Here is a 22,968-nt window from a genome sequence, read left to right as displayed (position 1 = left end):
GCGGGGTTAGATCAGGCCCTCGCGGAGGGCGTAGGCGACCGCGTGGGAGCGGTTGCGTAGCTGGAACCTGTTGGTCACGTCGTGGAGGATGCTTTTCACCGTGCGTTGTGAGTAGCACAGCTTGTCGGCTATCTCCTTTGTGGACAGTCCCGACGCGACCAGGCGGAGGACCTCGGTCTCCCGGTTGGTGATGCCCGCCAGATGCAGGCCTCGCGGCTCCAGGACGTGCCGCTGCAGGCGGGACACCCGGTTGAGCAGTCGGCCCAGCAGGTCCGGCGGTAGGGCCCCCTCGCCCGCCGCCGCGGCCTTGATCAGGCGGACCAGCACGTCCGGAGTGGTGTCGGCCCGGCGGGCGACCGCGCAGACGCCGCCCTCCACGGCGGTCAGGATCTCGGTGTCCTCCAGCTCCCCCGCGACCAGGACGACCCTCGTGAACCCTCGCACCTGCAGCGTGCGCAGCAGCTGCCCCCCTTTTTCGTCGAAGCGGTCGGTCACCACCAACGCGACCGCCTCCGAGGACGCGGTGTCCTCGTCGACCAGCCACACCTCCTGCCGCGTGCGCAGTGCCATCTGGACACCGCTCTGCAGGATCGGGTCGGTCGCCCGCACGACGACCGGGATTCGGCTTTGCTCCAGCATCAGAATCTTCGCTCTCCCTAGCACGCCCCCGACTCGACGCCCAGCACGTCGAAGCCCGCGCAGGAGAAAGATTGCCCCATGGTGCGTCCCAGGCACATGGGACCGGTGTCCTGGGTTTGCCCGTCCGGTACACCGACCGTACACACCCGCTCACGCAGAAGGGCCCTCGGCCGAAGCCGAGGGCCCGAAGGGACACGGATTCACCCAGCGGCCGGACCTGACAGCCGGCCCGAGAACGACACGGACGGGTGACACTTACCGGTCGCCGGCTCGGGTGCGCCGGGCAGCTGGCAGCTGACCTCGATGGTGAGCGGCTTGTCCGGGGCGAACGTCAGCGGCTCCAGGAAGTGGTAGTCCAGGTCGCGGAAGTTCTGCAGCCCCGTCTCGTACAGGACGTCGTCGCCGCGCTTGATCTGGAGCAGGCCGGCGTCGCCGCGCGGGTTCTGCAGGATGATGTCGGTGATCACCAGCGTCTTGTCCGCCGGGACGACGCCGTCGGGCACCTTGAACTTGTCGAACTCCTCGGGGTCCGGCTGCGCGTCGGGGTCCGTCGTGATCCGGAAGTCGACCGCCTGGCCGGACGAGATGTCCACGCCGTTCGGGCCCTCGGTCGCGCGGCCGCCGCCGGTGCCGGTACCCGCACCGCCGTTGCCCGCGGCCATGTCGTCGACCTTCTTCTCCGCGGCCGCGGCCTTGTCCTCCGCCTTGTCCGCCTTGTCCTGGGCCTGGTCGACCTGCGCCATCATCGCGGCGTTCTCCACCTTGGCCTGCTCCTTGGCCGCCTCCCGCGCGGAGGTCTGCACGGTCGGCTTGACCAGCGTGAACCACAGCACGGTCAGCACCACCGCGGCCGCCAGCGCGGCGACCGCCACCGGTAGCAGCCACTTCGGCAGCAGCTGCTGCTGCACGACCGTGCCCTCGGCGTTGATCGGCGGCTGGTCGGGCGTCGTCGCGGTCACGCCGAACGGCAGCCGCCTGTCCTGGCCGCGCAGGAACCGGTCGTGCGGCTTGGCCCGCAGCTTCAGGAACGCCGACGTGCCGGGCTGCACCACCAGCGAGCTGTGGTCGAGCGACAGCTTCAGCTGCTCTTCCGGGTCGTTGGTGATGACCTCGACCGGGATCGGGAAGTTACCGGCGTTGTCGACGACGACCTCGTGCACCGCCTTCGTGCGGCACTTGGAGGTCTTCGGCGACAGCTCGAGCTGCAGGTCCATGAACGGCTCGACGTCCACGACCCCCTCGGCGACCGACGAGTTCTGCGGGTCCTCCCGCGAGAGCACCCGTACGCCGAACGGCACCTGCCCCGCGGGCACCGACGAGTTCCTTGGCGGCGTGAACCGCACGACGGCCCGGCCGTCCTGTGCCGGCATCAGGTTGATGACGCGCGGCTCGACCTCGGTCCACTCCCGAGAATCGCCGACTATGTCCAAAGTGAACTGGTCGACAAGCGTGCCGTTGTTCCGTACCAGGATCTCTGCCTCGACCGCCTGGCCCGGGGTCACGGACAGCTGCCTGCTCGCCAGCGACGTGGTAGCTCCCATGGGACAGCACTGTCTCCAATAACTCCGCCCGGGACAGCTTGCGCGAGGGAGCATGGCGGGGCGGGGCGGGCTGCCCCATAGGGCGGGCCCAGGCGTCCACTACGCCACCCACGCGCCGGGGCCGGTGACCGGCCAACCCCCATACCGTCAGGCGCGGTGAACCACGCCTGGAGGTCCGTCGTGCCCAAGTCCATACTGAGCAGCAAGCGTGCCGTCGCGTTGGCAGTCGCCGCGACCGTGGCCGGTGTTTCCGCCGCCGTGGTGCTGGCCGGCCAGAACACGACCGCCCACGCCGCGGCGGCGCCCGGCTCCACCGTACGCGCCTCGGTCGCGAACATCAGCAACGCGCAGGCGCCCACCGGCGGTGCCGGTTCGGAGCTGTCCGCGGACGGCACGTCGGTCGTGTTCACGAGCTACTCGCAGCTCGACGAGCTGAAGACCGGCGACCACGAGAACGTCTACGTCCGGGATCTGCGGAACAACAAGACGGTGCTGATCAGCCGTGGCCAGTTCACCCGCCCGGTGCCGCCGCCGACGACCACCACCACGACCACCACGACCACCACCACGACGTGCTGCGTCATCAAGCTCAGCGGTGACAAGCTGCTGTCCCTCAACGGGAAGCGCGCGCAGCCGAGCCTGGACTTCGGCGAGGTGGCGGCCAACGGGGAGAGCGGCCAGCCCACGATCTCCGCGGACGGGCGCTACGTCGCGTTCGTGACCGGCGCGGACAACATCGTCCCGGCGGACGACGACACAGACCAGGACATCCTGGTGTGCGACCGGGATCCCGACGGCGACGGCGTGCTCGACGAGCCACGGGCCGAGGGCAGTGGCCTCGACTTCGAGTACTTCCGGGTCAACCAGCCGCAGGTGGTGCAGGGCGACGGCAGCTCGTTCCGCGCCGACTTCCCCAACCATCCCAAGCTGTCCGACGACGCGAGCCGGATCGTCTGGGAGGACACGCAGGTCGACGCGGCCGGCAGGTACAGCGACGTCGTGCGCACCGCGCTGCTGCGGCCCACGATCGGCGACGTCATCGGCGGACCCGTCGGCACGCTCGCCGCGTCCGCCGCGCCGGGGCTGGTGCAGAACGTCGACACCACGCTCAACGGCGCACAGCCGACCGCGCAGTACTCGCCGGACGTGTCCGAGGACGGCCGCTACGTCGTGCTCCAGGCCGACTACGTCCGGCGCGAGGGCCCGGTCGAGTTCCCCGACCTGATCCCCTTCCACACGATCATCCGCAAGGACATGGACACCGGCGCGGTGCTGCGGGTCGACTGGGACGTCGACACCGGCGGGGACCAGATCACGTACCTGTCCAACGACGAGTCGGTGCACCTGTCGTCACCCGCGGTCTCAGGCAACGGCGGGGAGGTCACGTTCGTGGCCGAGGCGTACCAGAACTACTGCTCGGAGGGCAGCTGCTGGTACTCGGTCGCGAGCCAGCCGATGGTGTTCGTGGTGCGCATCGACGCGGACGGCAACCCGGTCGACTCGATCATCGCGTCCAGGAACAACGCGGGCGACATCGTCAACGGGATCTACCCGGCGCTGTCCGGGGACGGGCGGTTCCTCGCGTTCGGCACCGACAACCGCGACGCGCACGACGGCGTGGACGTCGCGGGCGAGGCGCGGAACAACTGCGTCATCAGCAACGAGGACCTCCACTCCGGGCCGAAGGTCAACCTGTCCGGCCTGCCGCCGACCGACGAGGCACGCGACAACCGGACGGTCTGCCAGGTCGTGGTGCGGGACCTCGTCGTGGACCGGGACCGGCAGCACCAGGAGACCGATCGGCTGCCCGGCACGCTCGTGTCCGCGGGCACCGGCAAGGACTGCGCCGAAAGCGTGCCGACGGACGGCACCTGCGCCGGTGACGGCGACTCGCCGCCGTTCCGCGGGTCCGGGCCGACGTTGTCGCACAACGGATCCACGGTCGCGTTCGACTCGCGGGCGACGAACCTGGTGGCGGACCAGCAGGACACGAACAACCGCATCGACGTGTTCGTGCGGACGTTCCGGCCCGAGCTGCGGGCCGACCCGTCCCCGCTGGACTTCGGCGACGTGCGGATCACCGACACGTTCGACAAGGTCGTGCGGTTCTTCCACGTCGGCACTGGACCGCTGGTGGTGACGGACATCGCGGTGGAGGGTTCCGACGAGTTCGCGGTCGGCGCCCAGACCTGTAGCGGTGAGGCCGTGGTCCTGCAGCAGAGCGGCGGCTGCGAGGTCTCGGTCACGTTCGCGCCGAAGAAGACCGGCGACCACGCGGCCACGCTTCGGGTGACCACACGGGACGGCCGGCAGTTCACGGTTCCGTTGCGTGGCATAGGAACCAAGGAGTCCGCACCACCCAAGGACGCCCGCTTCGCGGCCGGCCCGGACCCACTGAGCTTCGGCGACCGGCTGCTGCTCTCACGGGGTCCGTCCCAGACGGTCACGGTGACGAACGTGGGCGGAAAGCCCATGGTCGTCAAGACCGTCGAGGTCGTGTCGGCGGTGGCGCCGGCCGACTACACGGTCCCGACCGACACGTGCACCGGGAAACCGTTGGCACCCCGGAAGACCTGCCAGGTGACGGTCGAGTTCTCGCCGACCGCCCCTGGTGACCGGCCGGCCGTGCTGCGGTTCACCGACGACGCGGCGGGCGGCGGCGCGCACCTGGTCGGCCTGACGGGCAAGGGAAGCACGCCGACGATCCAGGTGTCGCCCGGCGTGACCCAGCCCGGCTTCGTGGTGACGGTGGGTGGCACCGGCTTCGCGCCCGGCAAGCCGCTGACGATCACCATGGTCGACTCGATCGAGACGGCGCACGCGGTGAGCGATGACACGGGCACGTTCACCGCGGGCCTGCTGATCCTGCCGAAGGCGCCGATCGGCAACCACCTGATAGCCGCGACGATCGACGGCACCGCGGTCAAGGCGGAACGCCCCCTGCTGATCGTGACACCCACGGTGACCCCGTCCGACTTCGTGGTCCGCGGCTGACGCACCGACGGACCCCTTCGCGGCATTCCAACGCCTCGAAGGGGTCCGTCACTTGGCAAGGTGCCAGCCGGTAGCCGACCTCGCCACCGAGAGTCACCCGCCTGGGGGTTCCGGGCCCTGTGCCCAGGGAGCAGGCTGGAGGCTTCTTCGGGCGTCCGGGGGCACTGTCTTGGAAACAGGCCGGCAACTACACCTCAACCAGGCGCTGCTGCGCATCCCGCGCCGGGCGGAGCACGCGGACCGGCACACCGTGTCGAGCACCTACGTCGAGGCGGGGTCGCTGGCGGCGCTGTTGCATTCGAGCGACCACCAGATCCTGTACGGCCGGCGCGGCACCGGGAAGACACACGCGTTGCTGCACCTGGCCGATCTCGTCACCAGCATGGACGACATCGGCCTGTACGTGGACATGCGTGCCATCGGCTCGGCCGGCGGCATCCACGCCGACACCGCGTTTCCCGCGGCGGAGCGTGGCACTCGGCTGTTGATCGACACTCTCGAGGAGATGCACGACGGGCTGCTGTCGCTCGCCCTGGACCGGGACGTCGCGAACCCGACCGAGCTGCTGCGCGGCCTGGACTCGCTCGCCGAGGCGGCCACGAGCATCAAGGTCGTCGGCGAGGTCGAGCGCGAGACGACGTTCGGCGGCACCACGGAAGCCACGAGCTCGGTGGAGGGTTCGCTGACGACACGGCCGGGCCTGCGGGGTTCGAGCGGCACCCGGCACTCGGTGTCGGCGCAGAGCCGGCTGGTGCGGACCGGCGTCGAGCGGCACCACGTCCTGTTCGGTCCGCTGAACCGGGCCGTGCGGAGCATCGTGCGGGCGCTCGCCCCGGCGCGGCTGTGGTTGCTGCTCGACGAGTGGAGCAGCGTGCCGCGCGACCTGCAGCCGTTCCTCGCGGACCTGTTGCGGCGGGCGGTGCTGCCGGTCGCCGGGGTCACCGTCAAGATCGCGGCCATCGAGCGGCGGTCACGGTTCGCGGCGCCGTCCGGGGTCGGCGAGTACGTGGGCATCGAGGTCGGCTCGGACGCCGCGTCGTCGGTCGACCTGGACGCGTTCCTGGCCTTCGGCAACAGCGAATCGGCGGCCCGCGAGTTCTTCTCGCGGCTGTACCACAACCACACCTCGCTCCACCTGCGGTCGATGATCAAGGACCCGCCGCCGGACGCGACGAGCTTCGTGACGGAGTGCTTCCGCCGCAACGGGTTCACCGAGCTGGTGCGGGCCGCGGAGGGCGTGCCGCGGGACGCGATCAACATCGCCGCGCTGGCCGCACAGCACGCCCACGACAAGCCGATCTCCACCGCGGACGTGCGGCGGGCCGCACGCGACTGGTACCTGCGGGACAAACAGACGGCGATCGCCGGCAACCAGCCGGCCCGGTCCGCGTTGCGGGCGCTCGTCGACGAGGTCATCGGGCACCGGCGGGCACGGACGTTCGTCGTGGACCAGCTCGCCCGCGAACGGGCCGGGGTGATCGAGGACCTGCACGACGCGCGGCTGCTGCACCTGCTGCGCCGAGGGATCGCCGACCCGCACCACCCGGGCGCGCTGTACGACGGCTTCGCGATCGACTACGGCTGCTACGTGTCGCTGATGCTCGACGACGCGAAGTTCCAGGTGCGCGGGCGCGCCGACTGGATCAACTCGCCGAGCGGCGTGCCCCCGGAGGGCTTCCGCTTCGCCCGGTCGGCGATCGACCTCACGGCTCTGCTCGAGTGAGGAACGGTCCCGCCACGGCAGCGAACTCGTCCGGGGCCACGCTGTGGATGCGGTGGCCGACCGGGATCTCGACGACCGTCGCGGACGGCATGCGGGCGGCGGCGTCGCGGAGGCGGTCCTGGTCGACGTGGCTCTCCCGGCCGCCGGCGAGCCACAGGGTCTCGGCGGTGATCCTGTCGAGGGCCGCCCACCAGGCCGGGTCGGGGGTGCGGATGAGGCGTTTGATCGCGTGGACGACCGCCCAGTCGAAGTCGACGGGCTCCGGGGGCTCGGCGGGGACCTCGTAGTCGGTCACCGGCTCGTGGGGCGGCGGGGCGATGTCCTCGACGACCAGGCGGCGCACGCGGGCGGGGTCACGCATCACCACGTGCATGGCGACCGCGCCACCGAGTGAATGCCCGACGAGGTCGAACCGGTCCTCGTCGACGGCGGCGAGGACGGCGTCGGCCATGGCGGTGAAGGTGTAGTCGCCGGTGTGCGGCGAGGTGCCGTGACCGGGCAGGTCCAGGGCGATCGTGTGCCGGGGAAGCGCCGCGGTGAACCTCGTCCAGGTGTCCTTCGAGCTGCCGAGGGCGTGTAGCAACACCACCGGCGGGCCGTCGTCCGGACCGCCGGTGGTGCGACCGAGTGTGTCCACCCGGTCAAGATAACGCCTACAGCTCCTCGAAGAACTCGATCTCGCTGACAGCCAAAGTGTTGCCGGTGACGGCCTTGAAGGTCGAGACGACGTGGACCTCCACGCTGTCGACCCCTTCGCCGTTGTCGATCTCGAGGGTCTGCGGGTCGGGCTTGTCCTCGAGGTTGACGTCGGCCGTCTTGCCGTTGCTGAACACGAGGTGCAGCTTCTCGGCCCGGAAGGAGTCCTTGAAGCCCCCGCCGTCCCCGTTGTGCACGATGATCTTCGCGAGGTCGACGGTCCGGTCGAACTTGACCACCATGTTCGGCTCCGCGCCGCCGATCGGGGCGCCCCAGAACGTGTTGGACTTGCCGTCCACCGCCATGTTCGCCGGATGATCCGGCAACGCGACGGACGCGACGGGCGCCTCGGCCGCGGAGACCGGGGCGTACTGGGGGAAGAACATCTGCTCGAACGTGGTCTTGGCGTTGACGGCCTGTTCGTTCACCCAACCGCGGAACGGCGCGAAGAGGCCGTACGCGACACCGCCGACCACGAGCGCGAGCGCGACGACGCGGCGAATGGTCCTGAAGGTGGTGCTGACGAACACGCCGAGCTTGCTCTTGCCGGCCCGGCCGCGGCGCTTGGAGCGTTCGCCGGACTTGCGGACCTTGGCGCCGCCCTTGGGGAGAAGCCTGCGCCACCAGGGAGTCTTGACGATCTCGGCCTCGGCGAGGGAGGTCCCACAGCGACTGCAGAACTTTCGCGTGACGCTGTTGCCCTCACCGCACTCACCACAGACGAGGTCGCCCGGCTGGAGCTTGCGGGACGGCGGTTGACGGCGAACCTGGGGTGGCTTCTTCTGCGCCTCCTGGGGGATGACGGACTGGCCGTGCGCGGTCGCCCTGCCGTCGAGGGGGGTGACCAGCTCGTTGGCCTCGGCAGCGGTCGCGGCGGGTTTGGGTGGTGGGGGTGGCAACGCCGGGGCGCCGCTGCCACCCGGAGGTGCCGGCGGCCTCGGCGGCACCGGGCCGCTCGGGGCGACCATCCCCATGACGGACGAGTCCTGCGCGCCCGTGCCGGCGGGTGCCACCCCGGCGACCGGGAGCACGACGGGGTTCGCCACGCCGCCGGGAGCGGTGGGCGGTGGGAGGGTGGGTCCGGCGGCCGGGGGCGGCGGGAGGGGTGACGGCAGGGCCGGGCCCGCGGCACGGGGTGGCCCGGCGGCCGCGGCGGTGGGGACGGCGGCCGCCGCCACGGGTGGTGGCAGGGCAGGGCCAGCTGTCGCTCCAGGCGGGGCCGGCGGAGCAGCAGCCACACCGCTTCCCGCCGCCATGGCACCTACGCCCGCCCCAGGTGGGGGCGCCCCGGGGGGTGACGGCGGCTTGGCACCCGGAGGAGGCGGTGGCAGGGCAGGGCCAGCTGTCGCTCCAGGCGGGGGCGGCGGAGCAGCAGCTACTCCGTTTCCCGCCGCGGCACCCGCGCCCGCCCCAGGTGGGGGCGTTCCGGGGGGTGGCGGCGGCTTAGGCGCCGCACCCGGAAAAGGCGGGGGCAAGACAGGGCCGGCCGCCGCACCAGGCGGGGGCGGCGCAGCGGTCACACCGCTTCCCACCGCAGCCGCGGCACCCACGCCCGTCCCTGGTGGGGGCGGCGGCTTGGGCGCCGCGCCAGGAGGCGGCGGAGGGGCCGCACCCGGAGGCGGGGGCGGCTTGGGCGCCGCACTCGGAGGCGGCGGTGCCGCCCCAGGTGGCGGCGGTGGCTTGGGCGCCGTCGCCCCCGGAGGAGGCGGCGGTGCGCCAGGAGGCGGCGGGGGTTTCGGCGCGCCGGGCGGAGGCGGCGGCTTCGCACCGGGCGGAGGCGGCGGCTTGGCGCCAGGCGGTGCCGGTGGCTTCGGGGGCCCACCAGCGCCAGGAGGCTTCGGCGGTCCACCGACTCCCGGCGGTTTCGGCGGCCCGCCCACCCCACCGGGCCTCGGCGGGCCGGCGCCGGGACGGCCGGGCAGTCCCGGCTTCGGCTTCTCCTCCTGCGCGTCGCGATCGCCCACATCCAGGTACAGCACCGACTGCAGCCGGGAGAACCAGCCACGCTTCGGCTGTTCCTCTTCCTCCTCGGGTGCCGCGGCCGGGACCGGGGCGGGGGCCACCTTCTCCCCCGTCCATTCCAGGAACGCCCCGCACGACCCACAGAACGCGTCGGCTTCCTTGTTGTGGAAACCGCAGGTCTTGCACACGATCACGGCCGGTCCACCTCCACTCTGTGCACGACGTGCGCCGGCTTGGCGGCCGCCACCGCCGAGTCGACCAGGTCCATTGGCACGCTCGACGGGTCGTGCACCCTGATCCGCACGGCCAGCCTCGGTGACGCCTCCCCCGGCATGGCGGCGCCGGGGTTCTTCGACCAGCCGACGGCGCCGCTGTCGGCTATCTCCACTCGGCCGCCGGTCAGCACCTGCAGGTTCGCCCGCAGGCCGGCCACCGTGCCGCGCATCCGGTACATCTCGACCGCCGTCGCCACCACCGCCCGGCGACGCTCGATCGGCCAGCCTTCCTCCAGCTCGATCCCCACCCAGCCGGCCATCCACTCCAGGAAGTCCTCCGGCGCGAGGTAGGGGTCGAAGTAGTCGACCAGGCAGTCCAAAGTGGACAGGATCGGCGCCAGCACGTCGTCGAAGCCGCCGACGAAACGCTCGGTGAACGGGTCCTCCTGATACACCGCGGGCAGCATCTCGATGAACGGCGACGCCGTCGCCATGCCCGTCACCATGCCGCGCATCAGTGGTCCTCCACCTTGATGTGGTGCTCGAAGGAGAAGATGAGGCTGTGCGGGTCGACATCGAGCCGCTGGCACTCCTCGCCGCGCTCACCGGTCACCGGGTTGGCGCCGAACAACCGCACGTCCTCGACCAGGTCCACGCCGCGAACCCGTTGCAGCAACGCGTAGACGTCGCCGGACTGGACCGGCCGGCCGAACTCCCAGCCCCGCCCGTCCCGGCCGCCGCTGATCGGGTTCAGGTACCTGTACAGCGCCTCCAACGCGTCCGCGCGTACCCGCGCGGTGTCCAGGCGCGGCCGGGCGATCACGCGGGCCACCACCGTGACGCCCCGGTACCTGGGTGGTGACACCAGGACGCGGGTGCCGATCAGCCGCACCTCGTCCAGCCGCTCGGTGATGCGGGCCAGGGTCTCCTCGCCGGGCACCAGCTCCGCGAAGTCGATCTTCCCTTCGACCTCGGCTGCCGCGGGGACGATCAGGACCCGCACCGAACCCGCGTCCGTGTCCTGGTCGCCCGCCGTCACACAGCGGACGCGGGCCACGTCCGGGGCCGCCTCCTTGGTGATGGCCTCGTAGTCCTCCGCGGTCACCGCGCGGCTGCGGGTGCGCAGCAGGATCGGCCCGCGTGCCTTCGCCTCGTCCAGGCTCTCGCCATCGACACCACCCCACGCGGCCTCGATGTTCTCCACCCTGGAGACGAAGGGAATCGACGACTTCAGCGTCTGGATCGCGCCCTTGCCGACGTTGCCCACCCGGCCGCCGCCGGTCGCGTACCTGCGCATCCGGATCGTGGCCCCGTACGGCGGCACGGCACCGTACTGCCGCAGGCTGCCGTCCGGCTCGCGGATCGCGGGTCCGAAGTGGACCAACCCGGTCGCGCCGTCGAGGATGTAGTGCCGGTCGGCCGGTCCGCTGCCGGCGAAGTTGTGCACCGGCGTCCACTCCTGCCAGCCTTCGTCGGACATGGCCTCCAGGACCGCCTCGCCGGCGCCGATCACCAGCGGGGCGCGCGCCACGGAGAACTGTTGTCCCGGCACGCCTTCCGAGTCGCCGAGGGTCTCCTGCTCGATGATCTCGCAGTGGTTCGCCCCGACCGTGCCGCCGATCGTGCTGGCCGACAGCGCGGTCACGAGCGGTGACGCCTCGTACGTCGGCCAGTCCTCGTCCACCTCGATCACCCGCGCCCGCAGCCAGCCCGCCGCGTTGCCGCCCAGCACCGTGGACTCGTGGTCGCCGGGCACGTGCACGTGGATCTCACCGGCCGCGTTCAGCGCGCCGGTACCGTCCGTGCTGACCCGGCAGCGCCGCCACTCCGTGCCGTTCCACGCCTCCCACCACAGCGGCGGGTGGTCCGGGTGCACGCCGACGCCCTCGACCCGGCAGTCGAAGTCGAGGCGCACCACGCAGTTCGGCACGGGGTTGGACAGGCCGATCAGCAGCGCGTCGCCGACCTGCGGCACCGTCGAGAACGCCGGGATCGACTGGCCCATCTTCAGCTGGTCGGTGTGGTCGATCTGCGAGTCGACGCCGGCCGCCTGCGTGGCGACGAAGTTCAGCGCGCACGGCACGATCCGCAGGTCCTCGCCGGTCGAGAAGACCACCGACTCGTCGTGCTCGGTCCGCAGCGTCGCCACGCTCGTGCCTGTCGGCACGCCGACCTCGGTGATCGCCGGCGCGGACAGCCAGAACGTGACGCCGGTCTGCGCGGGCGTCGGCGGGATCAGCTGCAGGCCGATGAGCTCGAGGAACTTCACGTACAACCGGTCGGGCACCTGGTTGAGGCGGAAGAGCAGCTGGTCGGTCATGAACGCGAACGTCTCGATCAGCGTGACGCCCGGGTCGGACACGTTGTGGTCCGTCCACTCAGGACATCTGCGCATGACCATGCGCTTCGCGTCGTCCACCAGGTCCTGGAACCTGCGGTCATCGAGGTTCGGGGCAGGCAGCGCCATCAGTAGTCACTCCCGTCCTCTGGGATGGTGTAGAAGGGAAAGACCAGGTTGCGCCGGTCGTTGGTGTCCTTCGGCCGGTACTGGATGTCGATGTACAGCACGCCGTCCTCCTCCGGGTGGGGCGTGACGAGCACGGCCTCGACGTCCACCCTCGGCTCCCAGCGCAGCAACGCGTCCTGCACCACCTGCGACAGCTCGCCGATGGTCTCCACGTTGATCGGCCGGAACACGTAGTCGCGGATCCGGCTGCCGAACTCCGGGCGCATGGGCCGTTCACCGGGGTAGGTGGACAGGATCAGGCGCATGGCCTGCTCCAGCTCCATCTCCCGGCGTACCAGGGCGATCCCGCCCTGCGGTGCGACACCGAGCGGGAACGCCCATCCCGAGCCGATGAAGTCCTGTTGTGTCGAATGGCTCGTCATCGAATGCCCCTAGTTCAGCTTGATCAGAGAACCCTTGACCTCGACGATGGCGCTGCTCTCGATCTTCACGCCCATCTTGCCGTTGAGCGAGAGCTGGCCCTCCGTCTCGATCTTGACCCCGCCCATGCCGCCCTTGATCGTGATGCCGCCGAGGTCCTTGCACTCGATCGTCAGGGCTCCGTTGGGAGACTTGGACTCTGGCGGCTGCGGGTTGCACGCCAGGGTCACCGTCCCGGCGACCTGGTCGATCACGAGGCCGATCTTGTCGCCCTTGGTGCCCAGCTGGATCTTCGACTGGATCGGCGGCAGGCTCCCCGGCGGACCGGGCGGCAGCTCGTCGGTGAACGTCAGCTGGTTCGCCGCTGGGGTCGCGATGCCGCGTTTGGTCACGACTCCCGAGCCGGCCACCGCGTTCTTCAGCTCGCCGTAGTCGGTCTTGCTGTTGATCAGCCCACCCAGGACGTAAGGCCGGCGCGAGTCGCCGAACTCGAAGCCCACCAGGACCTCGTCGCCGACCTGCGGCATGAAGAAGGCCCCTGTCTTGGCGCCGGACCCGAACTGCACGACCCGCGCCCAGTCCGACTCGAAGTTCGGCGCGAGCCACGGCAGCGCGACCTTGACCCGGCTGAGCTTGTCCTTGTCGGACACGTTGGTGACGATGCCGCACACCAGCCCGCCGAAGCCGCGTTCCTTGGCCTGCGCGCCGCCCGAGGCCAGGCCGAGCAGCGAGCGGTTCTGCCGGCCGGACACCCAGAACCGCGTGCGGTAGCCGTTGTCGTCCGCGTCGAACACGTGCCGCGCGTTGGTGACGAACCATTTGCCGCAGAACTGCTCCGGCACGCCGTCGATCTCGACCTCCGCGCCGGCCTGGATGTCCGGGCTGCCCGTCGCGTCGCCCTCGGCCTCCGCGAACGTGCTCGCGATATGGTCGGCCACGCCCTTGGCCGCCGCCTCGGCCGCGGTGTCGGCGGCCGGGCCGACGCCCAGCGGGCGGTCCACCACCAGGTACGCCGTGTTGCTGGCCGCCTGCCCCAGGTTGAGGCTCGGCATGCCGGGGATCGACGGCAGTGCCGGCAGCGAGGGCAACGAGATCAGCCCGTCGGTGAAGGACTTCGCGAGCTTCGCCGGATCCTGGTCGTCGATGTCGGCGGTGCCGGTCGCGGCGTCCACCTTGGCCACCGCCACCCGCGCGTCCTTCGGGTCCCACACGCGGACCTCCACGTCCGGCGTGAGGTTCGCGGCGGACAGGCGCGGCAGGAACGTGTGCAGGTTGTCCTTGAACGTCAGCTTGCTGTTCAGCCCGAGCATGCTGGCGAGCGCGTCGACGACCCCGCCCAGGAGGCCGCCACCGCCGTCCTTGCGGCCGGACGCCTTGCGGAAGAAGAACTTCCCACCGACGACCCCTGTCTCGTAGCCGATCTCGCGGGACCGCTGCTGGAGGAACTCCCAGTCGGTCTGGGCGATCTGCGCGATGTGGTCGTGGGCGACGGAGGTCTCCTCGACCGTGCCGACCTCGAGGCCGGCGTCCCGCGCGACCTGCTTGGCGATCTCGGAGTCCTTCATGTTGAGGAAGGTCTTGGTGCGCTTGGCCCGCTGCAGCCGGTGTGCCTTCTCGTAGCCACGTACGACCGAGTAGATCAGGCCCTCCTGGCAGATGGCCTCGATCGAGGTGACCTCGCCCTTGATGAGCGAGGACGTCGAGTCGCTGTCCGGCGCGCCCGCGAGGACCTCGACGGTCGTGCCGATCGCGAGGCCGGCGTCGGAGACGATCGAGCCCTCCTCGTCGGAGAAGGTCAGCTCGAACATGTCGGGCAGGTGCAGGTGGGTGTCCACCACCGCCCGCACCAGGTTCTCCATCACGTTGGGCAGCAAAGGAATCCCGAGCATCTTGCCGACCTTCACGGTCGGCCAGACGACCGCGGTGCCGTCGCCGCCGCCGAGCAGGCTCGTCATGCCGCCGCCTCCGCTCCGTGGCGCCGCTGTGCCGAAGCTCCGCTCATCGCCCGCTCCGCTGGTCCAGCTCGTCCGGGTTGGGCAGGTACACGGTGGCACCGGGGCGCAGCCTGGTCGGGTCCTTGATGCCGTTCACCTCGGCGATGCGCCGCCAGGCGTTCGGGTTGCCGTAGTTGCTGGTCGCGATGGTCTGCAGCGACTCGCCGTGGGCCACGGTGTGCGCGCGGCGGCCGGTGAGTCCGCCGGAGGTCGGGTTCTGCGGCAGTGTGCCGAGCAGTGACGGCTTCTCGTTCATCTTGAGCGTGACCTCGGCCCGGATCGGGATGCCCGCCGAGGTGAACCGCTTGTAGGTGATCGAGACGGTCTGCAGGACCACCGTGTACATGAAGCCGATCATCGGCGGACCCCACTGGAAGGTGAGCTCCGGCGGCTCGGTCTTGAGGTTCTTGCCCATGGCGGCGGACAGCAGCTGCCCGAGGAACCCCGCGCTCGGGTTCGTCCAGGTCAGCAGCGTGTCACAGCGCAGCTTGGTGTCCAGGCCCTCGAAGATCACCTTGCTGATGCCGATGCTCAGCGGCGGGATCTTCTGCGTCTGCCGCCGGCCACCGCCCCGCCCCGGCGACGGGTTGGTCTTCTGCACCGCGTTGCGGGACAGGGCGATCTCGGTCGGGTTGAAGTCGAAGTACACGAAGCCGATGTTCGGCAGCGTCGTACACCGCAGGGAGGCGGGCACGCGGGCGCCGGCGAGCGACGCGGCGCCGATCGCCACCCCCGCGGCGAGGTTCGCACCCGCCGACACCATGGCCACAGTCATCGGACAACCCTCTCAGTCACAGAAAGCCTTCGTGGACAAGCACAAGCTGCTCCAGTGCGACGCCGAGCGAACCGGCGTCGAGGTCCGGCCCCTTCCAGCTGTCCGGGTACACGTTGCGCAGCATCCACCGCGCGACCTCCTTGGCATGCGCGTCGAACAGGATGATCTGCGCGGTGCCCCCGCCGCCGCTCTTGTTCGCGTCCACCCAGTTCGCGGCACGGTCGCGCAGCCAGGACAGCACCTTCGCGGTGTCGTCCTTGTTGATCGCCCGCTGCAACGACACCTTCGGGTACTTGATCTGTCCGGGCAGGATGGTCTCGTGCTGGTAGTTTCCCCCGTCGACCTGGGTCTCGGGGTTGAACGACACCTCGAGACCCTGACACCGCGCCCAGCCGCCGAGGTCCACACCGTCGACGGACACGTGGAACCGCGCGGTGAGGGCGAGCATGGTGTTGAGGCTGATAGGCATCGTGTGCTCCCCGGTCCCGTCAGGCGAGCTTGCGCTCGTCCTCGAGGAATCCCTTGTGGACCAGCTCGAGTGTCTCGATGGCGACCTGGCTCGCGCCGGCGTCGAACGTGTTGATGGCCCACTTGCTCGGCATGACGTCACGCAGCTTCCACTTGGCGGCCGGCACCTCCGCCCCACCGGAGGTGTACAGCGAGATGAAACCCTCGAAGGGCTCCCACTCCCACGACGTGCTGTCCAGCCACTTCTTGGTCTTCTCGAACTCCTCGGAGACCGCGCGCGAGAGCTTGACGTTGGTGTACTTGGTGTTGCCGGGGAAGTAGAGCCGGTCGTTGCCGCCGTCGCCCATGCGGTACTCGGCGACGTCCCAGGTGACGTCGAGCCCCTCGGCCTTCGACCAGCTGCCGAGGTCGTACTCCGACTTACCCGACATGCTCACCACGAACCGGTTCGACAGGCCGACCTTCGATGTGTCGGACAGTGGCATTGCTTTCTCCTAACGGAAGTCGGTGAGCAGTCCTGCCCGCTCACGGTCGACGAGCAGTTCGGTGCGCAGTCGGCTGCGCAGGCGGTCGTAGAGCCGGGTGGCCAGCTCGTCGAGGTCCGCGTCGTCCATCGCGGAACCGCTGTCGCGGTCGCGGTTCCCGCTCCGCCCGGAGCCGGACCGGCCGCTCGCGTCGTCGCCGCCCTGAGCGTCCTCATTGGACTGCCACCAGGTGTCGCTGTCGAACTGGTCCGCGGTGTTGCCGTTGGTCAGCCCCATCTGGTCGGCCATCCGCTCCCGGACCGGGCGGTCGTCGGTCGTCCGGCCGCTGAACCAGCTGTCCGCGCTGCCGACCGGTGCGGACAGGCCGCGCTCGCCGAAGCCCTGGTTCATGTTCATGCCGGTGACGGCATGCATCCAGGCCGCCGACGAGCCCGCCTCGTAGTGCTGCTCCGAGTCCTGGGCGCCCTGGCCGGGACCAATGCCGCGGCCGCCGTGCGCGGACGGCGAGCCGTGCCCGCTCGTGCCGTGCGTGCCCGCGCCGTGGAGGGCGCCGTGCAGTGCGACGCCGTGAGCCGTGGCCTCCGCCTCGACCTGGCGGTCGATCGCGTTGAGCTCGTCGCGCGGCAGCGTGGTGAGGGGCGTGTCGCCGGCGGACAGGTTCCTGTTGTGCGCGGCCAGTGCCGCGACCACGAGCTGCTGGCGGCGGGTCGACGCGCTGAAGGCGGACCCGGTCCCGCTCGGTGCCGCGCCGCCGCCGGACGGTGCGTTCTGCTGCTGCAGCAAGGGGTTCGTCCACTCGGCGACGACGTGCCGGGCGGACTCGGTCGCGATCTTGTCCACCTCGGCGGCGGTCTGCTCGTCGAACGGGCTGTTGACCGGCTGCGGCGTCGGCGCCGTGGCCGGCGCCGAGATGAGCTGGGTGGCGAGCTGCGCGACGGCGTTCAGGTTGGGGTCCGGCGCGGGGCCCGGCTCCGGCGCGGGCGCGGGCACCGGGGCATGGATGAGCGGCGGCGGCTCGGCGGCGCCGGACTCGCCGGCGTAGAAGCGTTCCGCGGCCTGCGCCTCGGCCTCCAGGTGCTGGCCGAGCGGTGAGTCCGGCGCGGGAAGGCGGGTGCCGAGCGTGCGTTGCTGGACGGCGTGGACCAGCTCGTGGGCGAGCAGGCCGCGGGCGCGCGGCGAGTCGGTCGGGCCGGCCTCGTCGGGCAGGAAGACCGCGCCGCCGGCCGCGAAAGCCCGTGCCCCACGGGCTTTCGCGGCCTCACCGACTTTTGGGCCGCGGTACACGGGCACCTCGGCCACGTCGGCCTGCTGGCGACCGCGGATCTCACTCGCGAGCGCGGGCGGGACGCGGTCGACGACCGTCGCCCGCGGCCGCTCCCGGCGTGGCGCCGGACGCAGCTCGGCCGTGGCGCGGTAGGTCGCGGCCACGGGCCTGGCGGGCGGAGCGGGTGCGGCCGGTGGTGCCGCGGGCGCCGGTGCCGCGGCGGGCGGCTCCTGGACGTCGTGACCGGCGGGCGCCGGTTCAGGTTCTGGTGCCGGCTCGGGTGCCGGCGCCGGCAGCGGTTCTGGTTCGGCCACTTCACGCGCAGGGGCCGCCGATGGGGGCGGCGGCTCCTGCGGTGACTCGACCGTCCCGTCCACAGTGGGCGGTGGCTCCACCGGATGAACAAGATCCGGTTGGGGGATGGGCGCACCCAGCCCGAGACGGCGGGACTGGCCGAGGTTGGGTCGCCGCCTGCGTGCCGGCGGCAACAGGATCTCCGCCGCGGGCGCGACGTTCTCCGCCACACGCGGCGGCAGCTCCGGTGGGTTCCGCAGCTCCGGTGGCAGGAACGACGGCGGCTCGGCGACGATCAGTTCGGGGGCAGGAGACGTGGCCGCGACGGGCAGTGCGGGAGTCACGGCGGGCGCGATCGGTAGGTCGGGCAGGTCGGGCGTGTTGGCGGGCAGCCCGGGGATCGCCGGCGACTGGCCGGCCTTCGCCCAGTCGGGCATGAACCGCAGCCAGCCCGGCGCGCGGTAGGGCTCGGCCGGGACGCGGGGCTCACCGACGTACTGGTCGACGGCGTCGACGAGGGTCGGGGTCTCGGCGTGCGCGGGCCGCGCCGCGCGTCGCGGCATCGGCAGCGGGGCCGCCTCGACCGGCTGGGCGGGCGCGGTGGTCCGCGCCGGCCGCACGATCGGCCGGGCGAGCCCGGTGACCGACCCGACCGGCGGCTCGACCCGCCCCTCCCCGGCCCGGTTCCGGTCGTCCAGCCGCAGCGGCGGGACGACCGGAGCGGACCCGATCACGAGCGGCATCGCACGGGGAATGGTGGTGGCGATGGCCGGCAGCGTGGCCCACTGGCGAGCGGGCGCACGGGTCGCGGTCACCCGGTCGCTCTCTTGTGGACGGTCGGGAGCGGCGGCACTCTCCTCCGCCGCCCTCCGCCGAAACGGCCAGCGCATTGGTCTTCCCCTTTATTCCTCGGCCGACCTGGAGTGGATCCTGCCGATCTCGGTGATCACCCTCGTGCGGACCGGGTGTTCCAGATCGAGGATCTTGTCCAGGTCCCAGTGCAGGTAGTAGGCGACGTACGCGACTTCCTCCCAGATCCGGTCGGTCGCGTACGTCACGATCCCCCCGGCGCATCACCGGCGACGTCCACCGCGAAGTCGCTGCCGCAGTGCGGGCAGCTGACCGCTACCTCGGTGTGTCCGTCGGCGTTGATCCGCCGGTACAGGTCCTGCAGGAAGGCGAGATCCGACGCGAACAGGTTCTCCACGACGAACGTGTCCACGGCCGGCAGGTCGCCGAGCGTGGTGACCGTCCGCTCCAGCAACAGAACCGTGAGGTAGGCCGGGTTGGCCCGCACCCGCTGGTCCGACTGCGTGGTGAGCTCGTCGCGGGCGGTCGCCAGCCGCATGATCCCGTCGCGGTGCATGCGGCCGTGCTCGTCCACGTAGCCGCGGGGCAACGTGAACGGGTACTCCGTGCGCAGGCCGGCGCTCGTCTCGACCTGCTGGGCGGGCGCGGTCACACCGCCACCCGCTGGAGCGTCTCGCACACGATCGTGACGGTCTCCATGAGCACCTCGTTGGCGCCCGCCTTCAGCCCGCCGATCTTCACCTGCGATGGCCACGCGTGCTCCATGTGGTACCGCGCGACCGGCTTGCCGTCCACGCCGTACATGACCAGCGAGCAGCTCTTGCGGGCGGCGATGATGTCGCCCTGCAGCACGGCCTCGTGCCAGGCCCACAGGGCCATGTCGGTGGTCTTGCCGCGGACCAGCTCGACGATCGCGGGCTCCCGCTTGCCGGGCAGCTTCTTGAGCACGAGCTCCTTGTCGGTGGACTCGAGGTGCTCCACCGGCTTCACCTCGGTGGTGATGCCTTTCAGCTCCGAGAACGCGGCGATCTCGTAGCCGTCGATGGTGATCGAGAACCGTGACGCTGTGATCGGGTCCTGACTGGCCATATCCCTTGCTCCTCAGTCGAAGTAGTGGGTCATTCCTCGAGACCGGCGCCCTCGGCGAACTGCGAGATGCGGAAGACCACGAACTCCGCGGGCTTCACCGGCGCGATGCCGATCTCGACGGTCAGGATCCCGGCGTCCCGGTTCTCCGGCGGGTTGTTCTCCTCGTCGCACTTGACGAAGAACGCCTGCGCGGGCTGGCGGCCGAACAGCGCGCCGTCGCGCCACACGCGGCGGAGGAACATGGTGACCGTGCGCTTGACGGAGTCCCACAGCTTCGGGTCGTTCGGCTCGAACACCACCCAGTTCGTGCCCTGCAGGATCGACTTCTCGACGTAGTTGAACAGCCGCCGCACGTTGAGGTAGCGCCACTCCGGGTCGCTCGACAGCGTCCGCGCGCCCCAGACCCGGATGCCCTGGCCGCGGAAGCTGCGGATGCAGTTCACCGAGACGGGGTTGAGCACGTCGTGCTCGCCCTTGGTGATGTTCAGCTCCAGCGTCACCGCGCCACGCACGACCTCGTTGGCCGGCGCCTTGTGCACGCCGCGGGTCGAGTCGTTGCGTGCCCAGATGCCGGCCATGTGACCCGACGGCGGGATGAACACCTGCTTGCCGGCCACCGGGTCGGCGACCTTGATCCACGGCCAGTACATCGCGGCGTACTTCGAGTCGTAGCCGGCGATGTCCATCCGCCATTCCTTGACCTCCTGGGCGTTCAGCCCGGGCGGAGTGTCCAGCACGGCCACTCGGTCGGCCATCAGCTCGCAGTGCGCGATCATCGCCAGCTGCACGCCCTTGACGTCCTCGAGGGACAGCGCGCCGCGCTGGTAGGCGGCCATGAGGTCCGGCACGCACAGCATGGTGATCTCGTCGATGGCCTCCAGGCCGCCGAAACCGGTGCGGTCGGCGGAGTTGCCGACGTAGGCGTTCGCCTCGACCTTGACCGGCGCCGGCGCCGCCGGCGCGCCGAGCGCGACCTCGCCGGGGCGGGGCAGCGTGAGCGACTTGCCCTTGGTCTCCTCGACGGTGATGAGCTTGGACTGCTGGCGAACCACGGTGGCGACGTTGTTGGCGCCGCGCTTGACGGTGACGTTGTCGAACGTCTCGACCGCCTGCCCGCCCTGCTTCACGACGAGCTTGAAGGCGTCGTCACCCTGCTCGCTGGCCGGCTGGACCTCGACGGTCAGGTCACCGGAGTCGGCGGAGCGGGCGGAGATGGTCAGGCCGGGCTTGGAGTCCGTACCCGCGGCGGGCAGCTCGGCCGCCGGCAGCGCGGCCACCTGGCCGTTGCCGCCGCTGCCCGCGCTCTCCCCCTCCCCACCGACCCGCACGACGTACGCGGTGCCGCCACCGTTCTGGAAGTAGCCGTACACGGCGTGCGCGAGATAGTAGCCCTCGACGAAGTCGCCGAAAGCGCTCTTGAACTGCGTCCAGTTGGTGACGAGCAAGGGTTCGTGCAGGGGGCCGCGCTCGGCGAAGCCCACGAAGGCGGCAACCGCGGTGCCTACGGCCTCGATCGGCCGTGAACCCGAGGAAACCTCCTCCATGTACACACCGGGCGCGAGGTAGCTGCTGGCCATCTCGGGTTTCTCCCTCGTTGCGTGGTAAGTCCAACCGCACACAAGCGGCTTGAACGAGTTTGTCCTCGTCACCCCCGTGCGGCTCAGTCGTCGCGGGGCGGTACGGAGGGCGACCACGTTCGCCCCTTGGGGCAGCCGCGTGTGCGGTGCCCTTTCGGGCGGCCGCGGCGGGCTGGAAGGACGGGCGGCGGGCGGTGTGCCTTTCCCTTCGCGCGCACGACACTGGCTGACGTGATCACCGAGGTAGACGAGGCACTGTGCGTGCTGCTCGGCCGGTCCCTGCCGGAGGGCACGATGGTCCGGCTCGACCCGCCGAAGCCGACGTGGGAGACCGAACGTCCGTCGAACGCGATCGACCTGTTCCTGTACGGGATGCACAACGACCGCGACGGCCGGGAGTCCGGCTTCGCCGACCAGCGCAACGACCGCGGCACGGTCGAGGCGCGGCGGGAGCCGGCGCGGCGCTGCTCGCTGTCCTACCTGGTGACCGCGCGGGCGCCGAAGATCAACGAGGAGCACCTGCTGCTGTCGGTCGCCCTGCGCACGATGATGTTCACCGACTCGCTCCCGGCCGACTGCATGCCGGACGACCTCGCCGCGACGGGCGCGCCGGTGTTCATCCGGATCGCCGACACCGATCCCGGGTCGTTGTGGAGCAACCTGGGCATGCCGGCACGAGCGGCGTTCGCGATCACGGTCAGCACGCCGTTCCTGCCGGAGCCGGACACGGACATCGCCCCGCCCGCCGAGAAGATGCGGCTGGACGCGAACCAGAAGAAGCGGGCGCCGGGCGGACCGCTGGCGCCGTCGAAGCCACGACAGTGGGTGCGTACGCCATGAGCCAGCCGGCCGCGAAGATGGGTGACAAGGTCGTGGGGACCGACATCCACATCATCATGGTCCCGTCGCCGGGCGGCCCCGTGCCGACGCCGCTCCCCCACCCGTTCGCCGGCACCATCACGGGCGGGTGCAGCACGGACGTGATGATCGGCGGCCAGCCGGCCGCGGTCGTGGGCAGCACCGCGACGAACGCGCCACCGCACATCCCACAGGGCGGCCCGTTCCAGGCCCCGCCGACCAACCAGGGCACCGTGATGAAGGGCAGCGCCACAGTCCTGATCAACAACAAGCCAGCCGCCCGCACCGGCGACACGGTCATGACATGCAACGACCCGGCCCCGGCCCCCACCAGCAACATCGTCGCCGCAGGCACAGTAATGATCGCCTAACCACCCCACGAGCCCCGCGTTGAAACCCCGCGAGTCCCGCATTCAAACACCGCGAGTCCCGCATTCAAACACCGCGAGTCCCGCGTTCAGACACCGCGAGTCCCGCGTTGAAACATACCGAGTTGCGGTTTCGTGCAGATCTCGCTGCACGAAACCGTAGTTCGCTGTGTCTGCACGCGGGACTCGGGGACTGTTTCAAGATCGGTGTGTTCGGCCCGACACGCCGGGCCGAAGGTCCGGCGGGATGGGCACTGTGAGTGATGACATCTGATGTTGTGAGTCCACGCAAGAGTGACCGGATGCCGGCGCAGCTGTCGCCGGAGCAG

20 protein-coding genes are annotated in these 22,968 nt (G+C 70.8%); 4 read left to right on the top strand and 16 right to left on the bottom strand.

Annotated elements, in window-relative coordinates:
• Positions 1-6 precede the first annotated feature (6 nt).
• Both VET29_RS39360 and VET29_RS39355 read right to left on the bottom strand, forming a co-directional pair.
• Complete coding sequence (locus tag VET29_RS39360) at positions 7-639, bottom strand: response regulator transcription factor (protein WP_324930923.1); 633 nt, start codon at positions 637-639, stop codon at positions 7-9.
• 200 nt (positions 640-839) lie between these two features.
• Complete coding sequence (locus VET29_RS39355; protein WP_324930921.1) at positions 840-2,180, bottom strand: hypothetical protein; 1,341 nt, start codon at positions 2,178-2,180, stop codon at positions 840-842.
• 180 nt (positions 2,181-2,360) lie between these two features.
• Between VET29_RS39355 and VET29_RS39350 the strand changes: the two genes are divergently transcribed.
• Positions 2,361-5,174, top strand: a complete 2,814-nt coding sequence (locus VET29_RS39350) for a choice-of-anchor D domain-containing protein (protein ID WP_324930919.1) — start codon at positions 2,361-2,363, stop codon at positions 5,172-5,174.
• A gap of 169 nt (positions 5,175-5,343) precedes the next feature.
• Positions 5,344-6,897: a hypothetical protein gene (locus tag VET29_RS39345; RefSeq protein ID WP_324930916.1), complete on the top strand. Its 1,554-nt coding sequence runs from the start codon at positions 5,344-5,346 to the stop codon at positions 6,895-6,897.
• Here VET29_RS39345 and VET29_RS39340 read toward each other — a convergent pair.
• The 14 genes from VET29_RS39340 to VET29_RS39275 form a co-directional block, all read right to left on the bottom strand.
• A complete protein-coding gene (locus VET29_RS39340) occupies positions 6,878-7,534 on the bottom strand; it encodes an alpha/beta fold hydrolase (protein WP_324930913.1) in 657 nt (218 codons plus the stop codon). The two genes, VET29_RS39345 and VET29_RS39340, sit on opposite strands and share 20 nt — an antisense overlap.
• A gap of 16 nt (positions 7,535-7,550) precedes the next feature.
• Complete coding sequence (locus VET29_RS39335) at positions 7,551-8,771, bottom strand: zinc ribbon domain-containing protein (RefSeq protein WP_324930911.1); 1,221 nt, start codon at positions 8,769-8,771, stop codon at positions 7,551-7,553.
• A gap of 974 nt (positions 8,772-9,745) precedes the next feature.
• Positions 9,746-10,285 carry a phage tail protein gene (locus VET29_RS39330; RefSeq protein WP_324930908.1) on the bottom strand — a complete coding sequence of 180 codons (540 nt, stop codon included), beginning with the start codon at positions 10,283-10,285 and terminating at the stop codon, positions 9,746-9,748.
• Positions 10,285-12,237 (bottom strand): putative baseplate assembly protein, encoded by a 1,953-nt coding sequence (locus VET29_RS39325; RefSeq protein ID WP_324930905.1) that lies wholly within the window; start codon positions 12,235-12,237, stop codon positions 10,285-10,287. Before VET29_RS39325 ends, VET29_RS39330 begins: the two co-directional genes overlap by 1 nt.
• Entirely contained in the window at positions 12,237-12,659 is a 423-nt protein-coding gene (locus tag VET29_RS39320; protein WP_324930902.1) for a GPW/gp25 family protein, read from the bottom strand. Before VET29_RS39320 ends, VET29_RS39325 begins: the two co-directional genes overlap by 1 nt.
• Before the next feature lie 9 nt (positions 12,660-12,668).
• A complete protein-coding gene (locus tag VET29_RS39315) occupies positions 12,669-14,612 on the bottom strand; it encodes a phage baseplate assembly protein V (RefSeq protein ID WP_324930899.1) in 1,944 nt (647 codons plus the stop codon).
• A 43-nt stretch (positions 14,613-14,655) separates the two neighbouring features.
• Entirely contained in the window at positions 14,656-15,426 is a 771-nt protein-coding gene (locus tag VET29_RS39310) for a LysM peptidoglycan-binding domain-containing protein (protein WP_324930896.1), read from the bottom strand.
• Between the two features lie 16 nt (positions 15,427-15,442).
• A complete protein-coding gene (locus VET29_RS39305) occupies positions 15,443-15,895 on the bottom strand; it encodes a phage tail protein (RefSeq protein WP_324930894.1) in 453 nt (150 codons plus the stop codon).
• A 19-nt stretch (positions 15,896-15,914) separates the two neighbouring features.
• On the bottom strand, positions 15,915-16,379 hold the full coding sequence (locus VET29_RS39300) for a phage tail protein (protein ID WP_324930892.1): 465 nt from the start codon (positions 16,377-16,379) through the stop codon (positions 15,915-15,917).
• Positions 16,380-16,388: 9 nt separating this feature from the next.
• Complete coding sequence (locus VET29_RS39295) at positions 16,389-18,752, bottom strand: eCIS core domain-containing protein (RefSeq protein WP_324930889.1); 2,364 nt, start codon at positions 18,750-18,752, stop codon at positions 16,389-16,391.
• An 87-nt stretch (positions 18,753-18,839) separates the two neighbouring features.
• Positions 18,840-18,995: a DUF6760 family protein gene (locus VET29_RS39290; RefSeq protein WP_324930886.1), complete on the bottom strand. Its 156-nt coding sequence runs from the start codon at positions 18,993-18,995 to the stop codon at positions 18,840-18,842.
• Positions 18,992-19,399: a phage tail assembly protein gene (locus VET29_RS39285; protein ID WP_324930882.1), complete on the bottom strand. Its 408-nt coding sequence runs from the start codon at positions 19,397-19,399 to the stop codon at positions 18,992-18,994. The genes VET29_RS39290 and VET29_RS39285 overlap by 4 nt, the downstream gene beginning before the upstream one ends.
• Entirely contained in the window at positions 19,396-19,836 is a 441-nt protein-coding gene (locus VET29_RS39280; RefSeq protein ID WP_324930879.1) for a phage tail protein, read from the bottom strand. Before VET29_RS39280 ends, VET29_RS39285 begins: the two co-directional genes overlap by 4 nt.
• A gap of 29 nt (positions 19,837-19,865) precedes the next feature.
• Positions 19,866-21,413 carry a phage tail sheath family protein gene (locus VET29_RS39275; protein ID WP_324930876.1) on the bottom strand — a complete coding sequence of 516 codons (1,548 nt, stop codon included), beginning with the start codon at positions 21,411-21,413 and terminating at the stop codon, positions 19,866-19,868.
• Positions 21,414-21,644: 231 nt separating this feature from the next.
• Here VET29_RS39275 and VET29_RS39270 point away from each other — a divergent pair, with 231 nt between their 5' ends.
• Together VET29_RS39270 and VET29_RS39265 are read left to right on the top strand one after the other, a co-directional pair.
• Positions 21,645-22,253 carry a DUF4255 domain-containing protein gene (locus VET29_RS39270; RefSeq protein WP_324930873.1) on the top strand — a complete coding sequence of 203 codons (609 nt, stop codon included), beginning with the start codon at positions 21,645-21,647 and terminating at the stop codon, positions 22,251-22,253.
• Entirely contained in the window at positions 22,250-22,642 is a 393-nt protein-coding gene (locus VET29_RS39265; protein ID WP_324930870.1) for a PAAR domain-containing protein, read from the top strand. The genes VET29_RS39270 and VET29_RS39265 overlap by 4 nt, the downstream gene beginning before the upstream one ends.
• Positions 22,643-22,968: the final 326 nt, after the last annotated feature.

Origin of the sequence: Actinophytocola sp., from assembly GCF_035634895.1 — a bacterium.
GTDB lineage: Bacteria > Actinomycetota > Actinomycetes > Mycobacteriales > Pseudonocardiaceae > Actinophytocola.
Note: the sequence above shows the minus strand (reverse complement) of the source record. Positions and strands in the feature narration are given on the sequence as shown.